This is a genomic window from Haloarchaeobius sp. HME9146 (genome assembly GCF_025399835.1).
GTDB lineage: Archaea > Halobacteriota > Halobacteria > Halobacteriales > Natrialbaceae > Haloarchaeobius.
Map to the genome: position 1 here is coordinate 1,534,101 of NZ_JAODVR010000001.1, position 12,995 is coordinate 1,547,095.

Below are 12,995 nucleotides of genomic sequence, written 5' to 3' on the forward strand. Positions count from 1 at the left end.
GCAACTACTTTCCTGCCCGCACCACGCCACACAGGTATGACACGCATCGCCGGTCTCGCCGGGAACCGTGGTCGCAATCTCCTGCACATCGACGACCTCACACCGGGCGGCGCGGAGCTCGCCGTCGTCCTGACGAACGACGAGGACGCGCCCGTCCTCGCCGACGCCGAGGAGCGCGGCATCGCCACCGAGGCGGTCCCCATGGAAGACGGGGAGAGCCGACGCGAGCACGAGCAGCGCGTGGTCGAGGCGCTTTCGAACTACGACTTCGACCTCGTCTGTCTGGACGGCTACATGCGCGTGCTCTCGGAGACCTTCCTCGACGAGATGCCGCTGACGCTGAACGTCCACCCGAGCCTGCTCCCGTCGTTCCCCGGCATGGACGCCTGGGGCGACGCGCTCGACGCGGGCGTGAAGACCGTCGGCTGCACGGTCCACGCCGTCACGAACGCGGTCGACGAGGACGGCAACGTGGTCGACACCGACGTCGACGCCGGCCCCATCGTCACGCAGGAACCCGTCCCCGTCTACGAGGGTGACGACACGGACTCGCTGAAAGAGCGCGTCCTCTACGAGGGCGAGTTCAAGGCGTACCCGCGCGCCGTCAAGTGGTTCGCACAGGACCGCCTCAGCGTCGACTTCGAGTCCAATTCGGTTTCGGTCGAGGGCGACGAGGCCGCCGACCTGCCCCAGCGCCGGGTCGTCACCGAGGACCGCCACGCCGACCTCCGCTACGGCGAGAACCCGCACCAGGACGCCGCCCTCTACGCCGACAACACCTGCGAGGAGGCCAGCGTCGTCCACGCCGAGCAGCTCAACGAGGGCGCGAAGGCACTCAGCTACAACAACTACAACGACGCCGACGGCGCGCTGAACCTCATCAAGGAGTTCGACGAGCCCGCCGCCGCGGTCATCAAGCACACCAACCCGGCCGGCTGTGCCGTCGCCGACACCCTGAGCGAGGCGTACGCCGACGCCCTCGCGACGGACGCAAAGTCCGCCTTCGGCGGCATCGTCGCGCTCAACCGCGAATGCGACGCCGAGACGGCCGAACTCATCACCGACTCGTTCAAGGAGGTCGTCGTCGCCCCCGGCTACACCGACGACGCGCTCGACGTCCTCACCGAGAAGAAGAACCTCCGCGTGCTCGACGTGGGCGAACTCGGCGAGGTCACGGAGACGTTCACCAGCAAGGAACTCGTCGGTGGCCGCCTCGTGCAGGAGCGCGACCTCGACGAGGTCACCCGAGAGGACCTCGAAGTCGTCACCGAGCGCGAGCCGACCGAGGAGGAACTCGAGACGATGCTGTTCGCGTGGAAGGTCCAGAAGCACGTGAAGTCCAACGGTATCGTCTTCGCGAAGGGGACCGAGACCGTGGGCCTCGGCGTGGGTCAGGTCTCCCGCGTGGACGCGGTCGAGATCGCGGCGATGAAGGCTGAGCGTGACGCCGAGGGCAAGTCCGCCGACGGGGCCGTGATGGGCAGCGACGCGTTCTTCCCGTTCCCGGACGCCGTCGAGGAAGCCGCGGAAGCCGGCGTGGAAGCGGTCATCCAGCCCGGCGGGTCGAAGAACGACGACAAGGTCATCGAGGCCGCCGACGAACTCGGCATGACGATGGTCATGACCGGGACTCGGTGCTTCCGTCACGACTGAGCGACGGAGAGTCGACTTTTTGACGGCGGTTGGCGCGCGCTGACGAGTGTGCCGTGCGAGGCGACGCAGTCGCCTCGACAGCGAACGGGGAGGAACGACCCGTGAGCGAGGCCACGAGTCAGTGCCGTGCGAGGGACGACCGGAGTGCAACGGAGGGAGTCGGCTGGGGAGGGTGTGGGTGCGGTGCTGTGCGGTGGCGGTCATAGCCACCAGCGCGAGTCGTCTGCTTCTCGCCACCGAGCACACTCGTACTGCCAGCCACACCCATCGTCGTTCCCACTCGAACCGCCCGACGAACCCACGACCACCCCCCAGACAGGAACCTTCTCGTTTGAAGTACGCCGCCGCCCTACAGGATACCACATGGGTCTGCTCTCCAGTCGGAAGGTCAAGGCGCTCGTGGCCATGCTCGTCCTGACCCTGTTCACCCTCGTCGGCGTCTCGGCGTGGGGGCTCCTCCAGGCGGTCGCGGCGCTCGGGACCGCCGGGAGCCTGTTCACCTTCGTCGGAGCCATCGCCCCCTGGGTCGTCGCAGCTCTCCTGCTGACGCTCCTCTCGGGGGTCTGGGTGCTCTGGCTGGTGGTGGCCATCGTCAGCCAGGTGTCGATGCCGAGCCTGAACAGCCAGCGCATCTCCAACGCCGCGGCACTGGTCGAGTTCGCGGTCCCGCAGGCGCGCCAGTACGGGGTCTCGGAGTGGTTCGCGCCGCCGGAGCCGACCCTCGAAGAGAAGCGCGAGGAACTGACGGAGCGGTACGTCGACGGCGACCTCTCCGATTCGGAGTTCGAGCGCGAACTCCAGCGGCTGTACGAGGACGAGGAGGGGTTCGAGAACAGGGAGTTCCGTGACGACCTCGACGCGCTGCTGGACGACACGGAGCGGGACCGGCGACGAGAGGTCGACCGCGAGACGACGTAGGTCTCTCCTCCCGCCTCCGGCCGAGGGCAAGACATTCCACGGTCGGCCGATTCTGTTCTCACATGGGACTGTTCGACCGGTTGCGAGGTCTGTTCGGTGGGAGCGACGAGACTGCATCGACGGGGGACGAATCCGTCGGGCCAGCGGCGGGGTACGACGACGCGGACGTGACACCCGGGGAGATGTCGGACCCCGAGGGGCGGGGGCGTTCCGGGGTGAACGTGGCCCGCGAGGGGGCCAAGAGTGGGAGCCACGGGAGCCACTGGGACACAGTCGTCGAAGGCGACGACGCCGTCATGCAGGCGATCATGGGCGCGGTCGAGTCGGGGACCGCGACCGAGGGCAGGCAGGTCGACGACGAGATCGTCGTCGGGTACCGGGGCGGCACCGGTGCGCTCTCGACCATGGCCATCGCCAGCGAGGCCGGTGAGATTTGGTCCGGCTACCCGACCGCGGAGGGAATCACCCACGAGGTGACCGTCTCCGAACTCATCCCGTGGGCGAACGGGGCCGAAGCACAGCTCTCGGGCACGCTCGGCGACGCGACGGTCTCGTTCTTCACGACGAACTTCTGGGAGCACGAGGACGACTACTTCGGCGGGGACTGCGAGGTCGAACTCGCGGCGCTGGCGTACGACCTGAACCCGGCCGAGACGGAGACCCTCACCGACGACGAGGGCAACGAGTTCTCGACCGAGGGAATGGCCGGGTTCGTCCCGTTCGAGGGTGGTGACGTGGACGACTACATCTTCCAGACGACGGTCGAGACCGTCACCGAGGTCGACTTCGGCGGCCAGCCGCTCTACCGGATGCGCGTTCCCCTGTTCCGCGGCGACGACGGGACCGAGTACCAGGTGATGCTGTATGCCGCGGAGCGACTCTGTGGCGACTTCGAGCCCGAGAAAGGCGACGACGTGGAGGGCGTGTTCTGGTTGCAGGGTCGGGTACACTGACGGCGTGCTGGATGGCACCCCGCCGGCAGCGTCACAGCGTGACCGTCCGCCGGGAGCGTCACAGTGTGACCGTCCGGCGGTGATACGTGCTCCCCCAGCCGAGGACGACGGTCACTTCGGCTGTGTCCTCCGCGTAGACTGACACGCTCTCTTCTGTCGTCACCGTCTCGCCAGCCGGAACCTCGAACGTCACCTCGGGGGTGTCGCTGATGTAGTCCGTGCCCAGCTCGGCCATGAACCGCCCGTCGCGGTCGCCCTCGTTCGTGACCTCGAGGGTCGCGCGGGCCGACGCGTTGCCGCCTTCGACGGTGAACGACTCGAGGGTGAACTGTGGGACGCGAGCGATTCGGGCGAGCTGGGCAGCGGTGAACTCGTGTCGGATACCGCCGTCTCCCGCAGGACCGACGGCGAGCTCGCCCGTCCCGGGTTCGATGCCGGTGGGGACCGGGACGGCGATGGTCGTCGCGTACTGGCTGCCGAACTCGGTCGCGAAGGCGTTCCCGTACGACTCGCCGTCGAGTGTGACCGTGAACTCGAGGTCGGTCGGTGCGGGCGGGTCCGCTGCGGTCTCGCCATCTTCCGGGGGCAACACGCCGACGTCCGCGACGACGTACTGGCGCTCGGGGTCGGCAGCGACGTCGACGTGGACGCCGTTCGCGGCGGTCGTCGTCCGGCGGTACACCGCGACGTTCTCGACGACGAGGTCGTACCCGTCTCCGGACGCGGGGTCGGTCGCCGTGCTGTCGAGGGCTGTCGAGTCGGTCGGCGATGGGTCGGTGCCCGTCTCGGCCGGCTCCCGACCGGAGTCGGTACCCAGCCCGTCCGAGCCGACACAGCCGGCGAGGGCTACTGGAATCGCGGCTCCGGCGGTGGCGAGGAAACGCCGTCTGTTCATGTTCCCGACTTCCCACTACCCGGATAAGTGCTTTCAGCTAGCTGAAACGTCCGTTGTACGTTACGCGGCAAGCCGACGACGCGGACCGCGCTCAGAGATCGACCGTCTGCTCGTGGACGGTGTCGCCCCAGCGCAGGAGGACGGTCGCCTGGTCGTGGTCGGCCCGCGGAACCGGGGCGCTGGTGTGGTACGTGACCGGTTCGTCGAGGGGGACGCCGAACGAGATGGACTCGCCCTGTGTCGCCGATTTGGTCCGAAGTTCGGCGAGGAAGCGACCGGCTCGACTGCCCTGATTGCTGACCGAGAGCCGGACCGGTAGCTGGGTGTCTCCCGGCCCGACCTCGAACGATTCGAGCACGAAACGCGGCGTCCGGTCGAGCTGGTCGAAGTGTCCCGACGAGAGCGGCCACCGAACGGTGGTGCCACCGGGCGCGTACCACATCACAGCGCCGTTCGACGCGTCGATACCGGCGGGGACCGGGACGGCGAACGAGCCATGCCCGTCCTCGCAGGTGTCCGTCGGAAAGACGCGCGTGTAGGTCACGCCATCGAGCGAGAGGGCCAGTGAGAGCTCGTTCGCGTCCGGGGACGTTGCGGTGGTCCGGGTGGCGGAGGCGGAGGTGGTCGACTGGGCAGCCGCCGGCGTCTCGGTGGCGGCCGGCTCGGCATGAGCCGTCCTGACGTGAAAGACGAGGTACTGGCGGTCTGCGGCGGCGACGACCGACCGGTCGGTGCCGGTTCGCGTCGTCCGCCGCCACACGCCCGCAGCGGTGACGGTGGCGGCGATATCACCGACGCTCGCCGGGGAACCGATGTCGGTCGTGACGACCTTCGTCGTCGGCCGCACGGTCGCCGGGGCGGTCTGGGTCTCGGAGCGTGTCCCTCCGCCCCCGGGAGGGCCTGTATCCTCTGAGAGGGCGTCGAGGCAGCCGGCGGTGGCACTCAGCCCACCGGCCGCGACAGCGAGGAACCGTCGTCGATTCATGTGGCTTCGTACTGTACCCGACAACTTATAGGTTCATCATACTGAAAAATGATTTTCAGTGGAGCCGCGTCTCGGTAAAACAGGCAGCTTGGGCCGGGTTCAGGTGGGTAAAATCCCTGTATCCGCGCCCGGAAATAGCACAACTGGTACAAGATATTACAGAAGCACGCGGCTGTCACGCGTCCGTGGCCGTCGACCGAGTCTGGCTTCGCAGTTCGACAGGCTAAAGCGGGCCGCCCCGGACCTTCGGATATGCAGTACCACGAGGCCGCGAACGCGCTCTTCGACCTGCGCCGGTACGGGCCCCGCCCCGGCACCGAGTCGACCGCGGACCTCCTCGCCCACCTCGGCGACCCCCACGACGACCTCACTGTGGTCCAGGTCGCCGGCTCGAACGGCAAAGGCAGTACGGCCCGCATGGTGGAGTCGGTGCTTCGCGACACCGACCGGACGGTCGGGCTGTACACCTCGCCCCACTTCGAGGACGTGCGAGAGCGGGTTCGCGTCGACGGGCGCAAGGTCACCCGGACCGCACTCACCGAGTTCGTCGAGACGGTCCAGCCGTACGTCACCGACCGCGGCGCGGCCGGCGAATCCCCCACCTTCTTCGAGGCGATGACCGCCCTCGCGCTCTGGTACTTCGACCGCCAGGGCGTCGACGTGGCCGTCCTCGAGGTCGGTATCGGCGGCAAGTACGACGCGACGAGCGTCGTCGACCCCGCCGCGAGTGCGGTCACGAGCGTCTCGCTCGAACACACCAGCGTCCTCGGCGACACCGTCGAGGAGATCGCCACCGACAAGGCCCACGTCGCGCCCGACGATGCCCCACTCGTGACGGGGACGACGGGAGCCGCGCTGAAGGCCGTGAAGAAGCAGGCTGGCGACGTGATTACGGTCGGCCCCGACGGCGACGTCGAGACCACCTACGAGGGTCGTGTCGATGGCGCCGAAGCGGGTATCGTCCTCGACGGTCCGGACTGGCGCGTCGAGACGCGGATTCCGGTCCTCGGGGAGTTCCAGTCGGTCAACGCCGGTATCGCGGCGACCCTCGCCAGACAGGTCGCCGACGTGGACGAGGCGACGCTCGCGAGAGGGCTGCGGAACGCCCACTGGCCGGGGCGCTTCGAGGTGCTCTCGGAATCGCCACTGACCGTCCTCGACGGGGCGCACAACCCCGGTGCCTGCGAGAAGGTCGCGACGGTCCTCGACGAGTTCGAGTACGACGAGTTACACCTCGTCTTCGGTGCGATGCACGACAAGGACCACGCCGAGATGGCCGCGGTCCTGCCCACACCCGACGCGGTGTACACCTGCGAGCCGAACCTCGACCGTGCCGAGGACTCGGCGGTCCTCGCTCGGGTGTTCGAGGAGGCGGGCGTGACGGACCGCACGGTCAGAACGTCGGTCGACACCGCACTCGACCGGGCCATGGAGGCCGCCGACGAAGACGACTGCGTGCTGGTCACGGGGTCGCTGTTCACCGTCGCCGAGGCCCGCACGCGCTGGACCCGCGTCGAGATTCCGAAGACGGTTCGCGACCTCGACGACGCCCGCGACGTGCTCGAATCAGCCAGCGTCACCGAACCCGGCATCTGGCGGATGCGTGCCAAGGGCGTCCACCGCGTGCTGAAGACCCGCGTCCAGAAGCGCCAGGCGTCCTATCTCAAGGAGGAGATGCTCAGCCTGGGCGGCGAGTGTTCCGTCTCCGGCCTGGAGACCGACGGTGAACGCCTCGACGTCGTGCTCATGGGGACGCTCTCGCAGTTCAAGCGGCTCACAGACAAGCTCGACGGGCAACCCTACGGGCTGGCCCAGTTCGCGACCGAACTCCGCGAGGCGCTCGACATCCAGCAGCCCGACTCCCCCACCGACTATCCCTGGCAGGACGGGACCGCCGTCATGGGCATCCTGAACGTCACGCCGGACTCCTTCCACGACGGCGGCGAGTTCGACGCCGTCGACGCGGCCGTCGAACACGCCCAGGAGATGGTCGACGCCGGGGTGGACATCATCGACATCGGCGGCGAGTCGACCCGCCCCGGTGCCGAGGAAGTCTCCGTCGAGGACGAGATCGACCGCGTCGTCCCCGCCATCGAGGCCATCCGTGACGCCGGCATCGACACCACCATCTCGGTCGACACCCGGAAGGCCGCGGTCGCTCGCGCCGCCCTCGACGCCGGGGCGGACGTGCTCAACGACGTGTCCGGGCTGGACGACCCGGAGATGCGCTTCGTCGCGGCCGAGTTCGACGCCCCGCTCATCGTGATGCACAGCATCGACACGCCGGTCGACCCCGACAACGACATCGAGTACGACGACGTGGTCGACGACGTCATCGACCAGCTCGGCGAGCAGGTCTTGCTCGCGGAGAAGGCCGGGCTCGACCGCGAGCAGATACTCGTCGACCCGGGTCTCGGCTTCGGCAAGACCGCCGCGGAGTCCTTCGACCTGCTCGGGCGCATCGACGAGTTCCGCGCGCTCGGCTGTCCCGTCCTTGTCGGCCACTCGCACAAGTCGATGTTCGGCTATATCGGCCGCGACGCCGACGAGCGCGAACACGCGACCGTCGCCGCGACCGCCATCGCGGCCGACCGCGGCGCGGACATCGTCCGCGTCCACGACGTCGCGGAGAACATCGCCGCAGTCCGCGTCGCGACGGCGGCGCGTGACCCCGGCGCGTTCTCGAAGTAAGCACTCTCGAATCCGCCCCGACCCTTCTTATCGGATGCCGCGGCCAGTCTCGCTATCTCCTGAGAACCGACCCGTCGTCGGTCGAGGCTGGTGTGCGGGTCGCCGCGACGGGAATCCGATTCGGTCACCGACCCGCCTGTTTGCCCTGCCGACACACCCGGTCACACACCACCCGAAGTGATTTCTCTCCGCCGCGAGTCGCTCCGGCAGATGACCAACGACGAGCACCGCCGCGTCGTCCGCGAGGGGTACGACGTGGTCGCCGACGCCTACGCCGCGGAGCGCGACGATGGGCCAGCCGGCGCGCCACTGCTCGACGACTTCCGCCAGCGCGTCGCCAGCGCCAGCGCAGTCCTCGACGCCGGCTGTGGCGATGGCCAGCGCTGTGCCGCACGCCTCGTCCCCGAGTACGACGTGACCGGACTCGACATCTCGCGCGAGCAGGTCCGTCGCGCGACCGATGCGGTCCCTGATGGCGACTTCGTCCAGGGCGACCTCACTCGGCTGCCGTTCGCCACTGGCGCGTTCGCCGGGCTCGTCTGCTACCACGCGACCATCCACGTCCCGCGAGCGGAGCACGCTGAACTCTACCGTGAGTTCGCGCGGGTCGTCGAGCCCGGCGGCTGGCTCCTCGTGAGCACCGGCGCGGGCGAGTGGGAGGGCTCGAACCCGAACTGGCTCGACGGCGGCGTCGAGATGCGCTGGAGTTTCTACGACGCCGAGACCGAGCGCGAACTCGTCGAGGACGCCGGTTTCGCGGTCGAGAGAGCCGACATCGTCGGTGACGAGATGGGTGACGGTGCCTTCCAGTTCCTGCTCGGCCAGCGCCGAGCCTAAGTGATTAAGGAGAACGGGGATACCCCCGGTCTTCGTGGCTGTTGACCATGGCGACGACGACTCCCCGCGGCGATCTCGATACTGCGACGCAACACGGTGACGACCCGACGGTGACCCGGCTCGAACGTGGCGGCCCCGGTTCCATGGCGGCGGCCCTCCAGGCGGTGCTCGACGACGACGCAGACCTGCTCGTCGGCAAGACCGACGACCCCCTCTCTGCCCTCGACCTTCCGGAGCCCCGGCGAACGGTCGACGCCGAGATGCCCATCGGTGACACCTGCACCATCGACGCGGTGGTCGCCGCGACCCCGGCACACGACACGCTCGTCGAGTACCGGCGGGTCTTGCGGCCGAACGGGTACCTCCTGACGAGCGTCACCGCCGAGACCGGGTACACGCCGCTCGACGTCGCCGGGTTCGAACCCGTCCTCGAACTCGTGGTCGAGGGTGGCGACACGCTGGTCGTGCTGGCACAGGCGGCCTGAGTCGTTCGGTGTGACCCACTGGCCGCTCAGAATAGACCGGCGGACTCCATCTCCTCGCGGTAGCAGTCGAGGTACCGTTCCAGCACCGGCCGGTGGTCGAACTCGGCGAAACTCTCGTCGACGACCTTGTGCTCCATGTCGGCAGCCTCGCGGATCGCGTCCGCGAGTTCGGACTCACTGGTCGTCCGGAAGCCTCGTTCGGCGTCCATCTGGCGCAGTTCGACCAGCTCGTGTGCCGAGGAGTCGGCGTGGTACTCCACGATACCGATACAGCCCGAGGCCAGCGCCCACAGGAGTTCGGTCGCGAACAGGCACTCGTGGGCGGTCTGGGCGAAGACGTGTGCGCCCTTGTAAACCGCGACCCGCTGCTCGCGGTCGCATTCGCCCAGCCAGGTGATGCGGTCGTCGATGCGGAGGTCGCGCGCCTGTCGCTGGTAGTTCTCACGCTCCGGGCCGTCCCCGACCACCACGGCGGACCAGTCGACCTGCCGGAGTTCCGCGAGCGCCAGCAGGACGGATTCCAGGTTCGCTCCTTCGTCCAGCCGGCGGGAGTAGACGATGTCGCCGGCGTTGACCGGGTCGACCGACTCGATGTAGTCCATGTCGACGCTGTTCGGGATGACCTCGACCGCGTCCTCGGCGACACCGTGCTCCCAGACGCGTGTCTGTACGAGCCGGGACGGGACGACGACTGCGTCCGATCGCTTCAGCGCCTTGCGGTGGCTGCGGCTGACGTTCGCCGCGTCGCCGTACCAGTCGGTGATGACCGGTGCGCGGGCGACCCGTGCGCCCTTGCTCGCGGCCGAAACCTGCCCCGGCGGGATGGCCCCGACGTGGACGACGTCGGGAGAGAACTTCGGCAGCGCGACGGCCAGGCTGTAGCGGAACTTCCGGGCATCGGCCAGGTCGTCGACGAGCCCCCGGTAGCAGACGCCTTCGTGCTCCCACTCGGATTTCTCCCCGGTCCACCACTTCGCACAGAACCAGGTCACGTCGTGCCCGCGCGCCGCGAGGAGTTCCGCGGTTCGCGTGAGGCGGTCTATCGCCTCGTAGTCGCAGTGGAGGGCAGTTTCAAGCGAGACGAAGGCGATACGCATTGCTCGTTTCGAGAGGCACTGTATAGCGTATTAAAAATCCCCCTTTCCGCGTGATTCGAATCGGGCGTGGATGCGGTAGTGGATGGCGTCGTAGCCTTCACCAGGCAGTGCGGAACCACACACGAAATCCCCCGCCACCACAACCGCTTAACGGCGTGGCGTCCCATGATACTGTATGTCGTACGACATCGAGCGGTATCTCCATATCCGGAGCGCCGGCAGCGCGTCTTTCTCGCCGGACGGCGAGCGACTCTCCTTCCTGATGGACACGACCGGCGTCTCGCAGGTCTGGACCATCGACGAACCCGGCGGGTGGCCGGACCAGCGGACCTTTTACGACGAGCGCGTCACCTTCGCCTCGTGGTCGCCCGAGCGCGACGAACTCGTCTTCGGGATGGACAAGGGTGGCAACGAGCGCCAGCAGTTCTACCGGCTCTCGGGTGACGGTCGCGAGGAGGTGAACCTGACCGAACACCCCGACGCGAAGCACCGCTGGGGCGGCTGGAGCCACGACGGGGAGCGCTTCGCGTTCACGTCGAACCGCCGGGACGAGAGTGTCTTCGACGTGTACGTCCAGGGTCGGGACGAGCGCGGGAACGAGGCGACGCTGGTCCACGAGGGCGACGGCTGGCTCACGGTCAGCGGCTGGAGCCCGGACGACTCGCGACTCATCGTCTCGCAGGCGTACTCGAACTTCGACCAGGACCTCTACGTCCTCGACATCGACTCGGGCGACATGCGCCACGTCACGCCCCACGAGGGGAACGTCCGGTTCTACAGCGCGACGTGGGCACCCGACGGAGACGCACTGTACGTCAGCACGGACGAGGACTCGGACACGCTGTACCTCGCCCGGCTCGACCTCGACACGCTCGAACTGGAGACCGTCGTCGAGGGTGACGGCTGGAACGTCGACGGCATCGCGCTCGACCAGGACACCAGTCGGTTCGTCTACTCGCGCAACGTCGACGGGTTCACCCAGATAACGGTCGGGAAGTTCACCGGGCCGACCAGCTACGAGACCTACCCATCCCCAGACCTCCCAGGGGGTATCGCAGGCGGGGTCTCCTGGGGACCGGACGCGGAGCGATTCGCCATCACCGCCACCGGGGCCGCGGTCAACACGAACGTCTACGTCGTCAAGACCGAAACTGGAGAAACCGAGCGCTGGACCTACGCGGCCACGGCGGGCATCCCCGAGGAGACGTTCCGCGAGCCCGAACTGGTCCACGTCGAGAGCTTCGACGACCTGGAGGTTCCCGGGTTCCTCACCCTCCCCGACGGCTACGACGAGGGCGAGGTACCGGTCATCGTCTCCATCCACGGTGGCCCCGAATCACAGCGCCGCCCGTCGTTCAACCCGGTCAAGCAGTACTTCCTGAACCGCGGCTACGGCTACTTCGAGCCGAACGTCCGCGGGTCCTCCGGGTACGGAAAGGCGTACAGCCACCTCGACGACGTGCGAAAGCGGATGGATTCTGTCAAAGATATCGAGGCCTGTGTGGACTGGCTCCACGCCCACCCGGCGGTCGACGACGACCGGCTCGTCGCCATGGGCGGCTCCTACGGCGGGTTCATGGTGCTCGCCTGTCTGACCGAGTACCCGGACCTGTGGGCTGCGGGTGTCGACGTGGTCGGCATCGCCAACTTCGTCACGTTCCTCGAGAACACCGGCGAGTGGCGGCGGAAGCTCCGTGAGGCCGAGTACGGCTCGCTGGAAGACGACCGCGAGTTCCTCGAGTCCATCTCACCCACCAACAACATCGAGGCCATCCAGGCCCCGCTGTTCGTCATCCACGGCGAGAACGACCCGCGGGTGCCGGTGAGCGAGGCCCACCAGATCGTCGAGGAAGCCCGCGGGCAGGGCGTCCCCGTCCGCGAACTCATCTTCGAGGACGAAGGCCACGGGCTCTCGAAGCTGGAGAACAAGATCGAGGCGTACTCCGCGGTCGCGGAGTTCCTCGACGAACACGTCTGAGTCGGCGGGAGTCCGTCTCCGTCTCTGTCTCCAGTTCGGGACCGCGTCAGAGGAACACCGTAATCCCGTACAGGCCCACGGCGAGCCCGACGCTGGCGAACAAGACTCCCCGCATCGCGCCACCGGCCGGCGACTTGACGCTGTCGTCGTGTTTCGACCACGTATCGAACCGGCCGACGGTCTGTTCGGGGAACTGTATCATCGCGCTCCCGACGTAGATGGGGCCGAGGCTGAGCGGCGCGACGAGCAGGAGAGCGAACGCGCTGACAGTGGGACCTGCTCCCTGCAGGTAGGCGAAGCTCGCCGGCGCAGTGATGATGCCGACGGCCACGAGCTTCCAGCCTCTGACGAGGCGCTCGTCGTAGGCCTCTTCCGCGTCCTCGTCGTGGTCGAGACCGAGTGGATGTCCGTCGTCGTCTCCTGAACCCGTGGTCTTGGCGGACTCGGGCTCGTCACCGGTCGCTGCGGGCATAGATTGAACGATGAAACGGTTCGTACAAAAG

11 protein-coding genes are annotated in these 12,995 nt (G+C 67.9%); 7 read left to right on the forward strand and 4 right to left on the reverse strand.

The features are described from left to right. Positions 1 to 36: 36 nt before the first annotated feature. From purH to N6C22_RS07875, 3 genes are all read left to right on the forward strand, one after another. On the forward strand, positions 37 to 1,653 hold the full coding sequence (gene purH, locus N6C22_RS07865) for a bifunctional phosphoribosylaminoimidazolecarboxamide formyltransferase/IMP cyclohydrolase (RefSeq protein ID WP_261650547.1): 1,617 nt from the start codon (positions 37 to 39) through the stop codon (positions 1,651 to 1,653). A gap of 363 nt (positions 1,654 to 2,016) precedes the next feature. After that, positions 2,017 to 2,571, forward strand: a complete 555-nt coding sequence (locus N6C22_RS07870) for an SHOCT domain-containing protein (protein ID WP_261650548.1) — start codon at positions 2,017 to 2,019, stop codon at positions 2,569 to 2,571. A 62-nt stretch (positions 2,572 to 2,633) separates the two neighbouring features. Further along, positions 2,634 to 3,524, forward strand: coding sequence for a hypothetical protein (locus N6C22_RS07875; protein WP_261650549.1), 891 nt, complete (start codon positions 2,634 to 2,636; stop codon positions 3,522 to 3,524). 58 nt (positions 3,525 to 3,582) lie between these two features. On the opposite strand, the gene N6C22_RS07880 is transcribed toward N6C22_RS07875, so the two are convergent. Continuing rightward, complete coding sequence (locus N6C22_RS07880; RefSeq protein ID WP_261650550.1) at positions 3,583 to 4,419, reverse strand: hypothetical protein; 837 nt, start codon at positions 4,417 to 4,419, stop codon at positions 3,583 to 3,585. 91 nt (positions 4,420 to 4,510) lie between these two features. Next, entirely contained in the window at positions 4,511 to 5,404 is an 894-nt protein-coding gene (locus tag N6C22_RS07885) for a hypothetical protein (protein ID WP_261650551.1), read from the reverse strand. 252 nt (positions 5,405 to 5,656) lie between these two features. Here N6C22_RS07885 and folP point away from each other — a divergent pair, with 252 nt between their 5' ends. The 3 genes from folP to N6C22_RS07900 all read left to right on the forward strand — a co-directional run bounded on the left by folP (position 5,657) and on the right by N6C22_RS07900 (position 9,417). Beyond that, positions 5,657 to 8,095, forward strand: coding sequence for a dihydropteroate synthase (gene folP, locus N6C22_RS07890; RefSeq protein ID WP_261650552.1), 2,439 nt, complete (start codon positions 5,657 to 5,659; stop codon positions 8,093 to 8,095). Between the two features lie 210 nt (positions 8,096 to 8,305). Next, positions 8,306 to 8,932, forward strand: a complete 627-nt coding sequence (locus tag N6C22_RS07895) for a class I SAM-dependent methyltransferase (protein WP_261650553.1) — start codon at positions 8,306 to 8,308, stop codon at positions 8,930 to 8,932. 47 nt (positions 8,933 to 8,979) lie between these two features. Continuing rightward, positions 8,980 to 9,417, forward strand: coding sequence for a hypothetical protein (locus N6C22_RS07900; protein WP_261650554.1), 438 nt, complete (start codon positions 8,980 to 8,982; stop codon positions 9,415 to 9,417). Positions 9,418 to 9,443: 26 nt separating this feature from the next. On the opposite strand, the gene N6C22_RS07905 is transcribed toward N6C22_RS07900, so the two are convergent. After that, positions 9,444 to 10,514 carry a glycosyltransferase gene (locus N6C22_RS07905; RefSeq protein WP_261650556.1) on the reverse strand — a complete coding sequence of 357 codons (1,071 nt, stop codon included), beginning with the start codon at positions 10,512 to 10,514 and terminating at the stop codon, positions 9,444 to 9,446. A 175-nt stretch (positions 10,515 to 10,689) separates the two neighbouring features. Here N6C22_RS07905 and N6C22_RS07910 point away from each other — a divergent pair, with 175 nt between their 5' ends. Continuing rightward, positions 10,690 to 12,492 carry a S9 family peptidase gene (locus N6C22_RS07910; protein WP_261650557.1) on the forward strand — a complete coding sequence of 601 codons (1,803 nt, stop codon included), beginning with the start codon at positions 10,690 to 10,692 and terminating at the stop codon, positions 12,490 to 12,492. 46 nt (positions 12,493 to 12,538) lie between these two features. Here N6C22_RS07910 and N6C22_RS07915 read toward each other — a convergent pair whose 3' ends face one another. Further along, positions 12,539 to 12,964 carry a hypothetical protein gene (locus N6C22_RS07915; RefSeq protein ID WP_261650559.1) on the reverse strand — a complete coding sequence of 142 codons (426 nt, stop codon included), beginning with the start codon at positions 12,962 to 12,964 and terminating at the stop codon, positions 12,539 to 12,541. Positions 12,965 to 12,995 lie beyond the last annotated feature (31 nt).

Excerpts from the sequence above, each read along its gene's own strand:
- purH (WP_261650547.1), top strand. The coding sequence starts at position 37 with ATGACACGCATCGCCGGTCTCGCCGGGAACCGTGGTCGCAATCTCCTG.
- N6C22_RS07870 (WP_261650548.1), top strand. The coding sequence starts at position 2,017 with ATGGGTCTGCTCTCCAGTCGGAAGGTCAAGGCGCTCGTGGCCATGCTC.
- N6C22_RS07875 (WP_261650549.1), top strand. The coding sequence starts at position 2,634 with ATGGGACTGTTCGACCGGTTGCGAGGTCTGTTCGGTGGGAGCGACGAG.
- N6C22_RS07880 (WP_261650550.1), bottom strand. The coding sequence starts at position 4,419 with ATGAACAGACGGCGTTTCCTCGCCACCGCCGGAGCCGCGATTCCAGTA.
- N6C22_RS07885 (WP_261650551.1), bottom strand. The coding sequence starts at position 5,404 with ATGAATCGACGACGGTTCCTCGCTGTCGCGGCCGGTGGGCTGAGTGCC.
- folP (WP_261650552.1), top strand. The coding sequence starts at position 5,657 with ATGCAGTACCACGAGGCCGCGAACGCGCTCTTCGACCTGCGCCGGTAC.
- N6C22_RS07895 (WP_261650553.1), top strand. The coding sequence starts at position 8,306 with ATGACCAACGACGAGCACCGCCGCGTCGTCCGCGAGGGGTACGACGTG.
- N6C22_RS07900 (WP_261650554.1), top strand. The coding sequence starts at position 8,980 with ATGGCGACGACGACTCCCCGCGGCGATCTCGATACTGCGACGCAACAC.
- N6C22_RS07905 (WP_261650556.1), bottom strand. The coding sequence starts at position 10,514 with ATGCGTATCGCCTTCGTCTCGCTTGAAACTGCCCTCCACTGCGACTAC.
- N6C22_RS07910 (WP_261650557.1), top strand. The coding sequence starts at position 10,690 with ATGTCGTACGACATCGAGCGGTATCTCCATATCCGGAGCGCCGGCAGC.
- N6C22_RS07915 (WP_261650559.1), bottom strand. The coding sequence starts at position 12,964 with ATGCCCGCAGCGACCGGTGACGAGCCCGAGTCCGCCAAGACCACGGGT.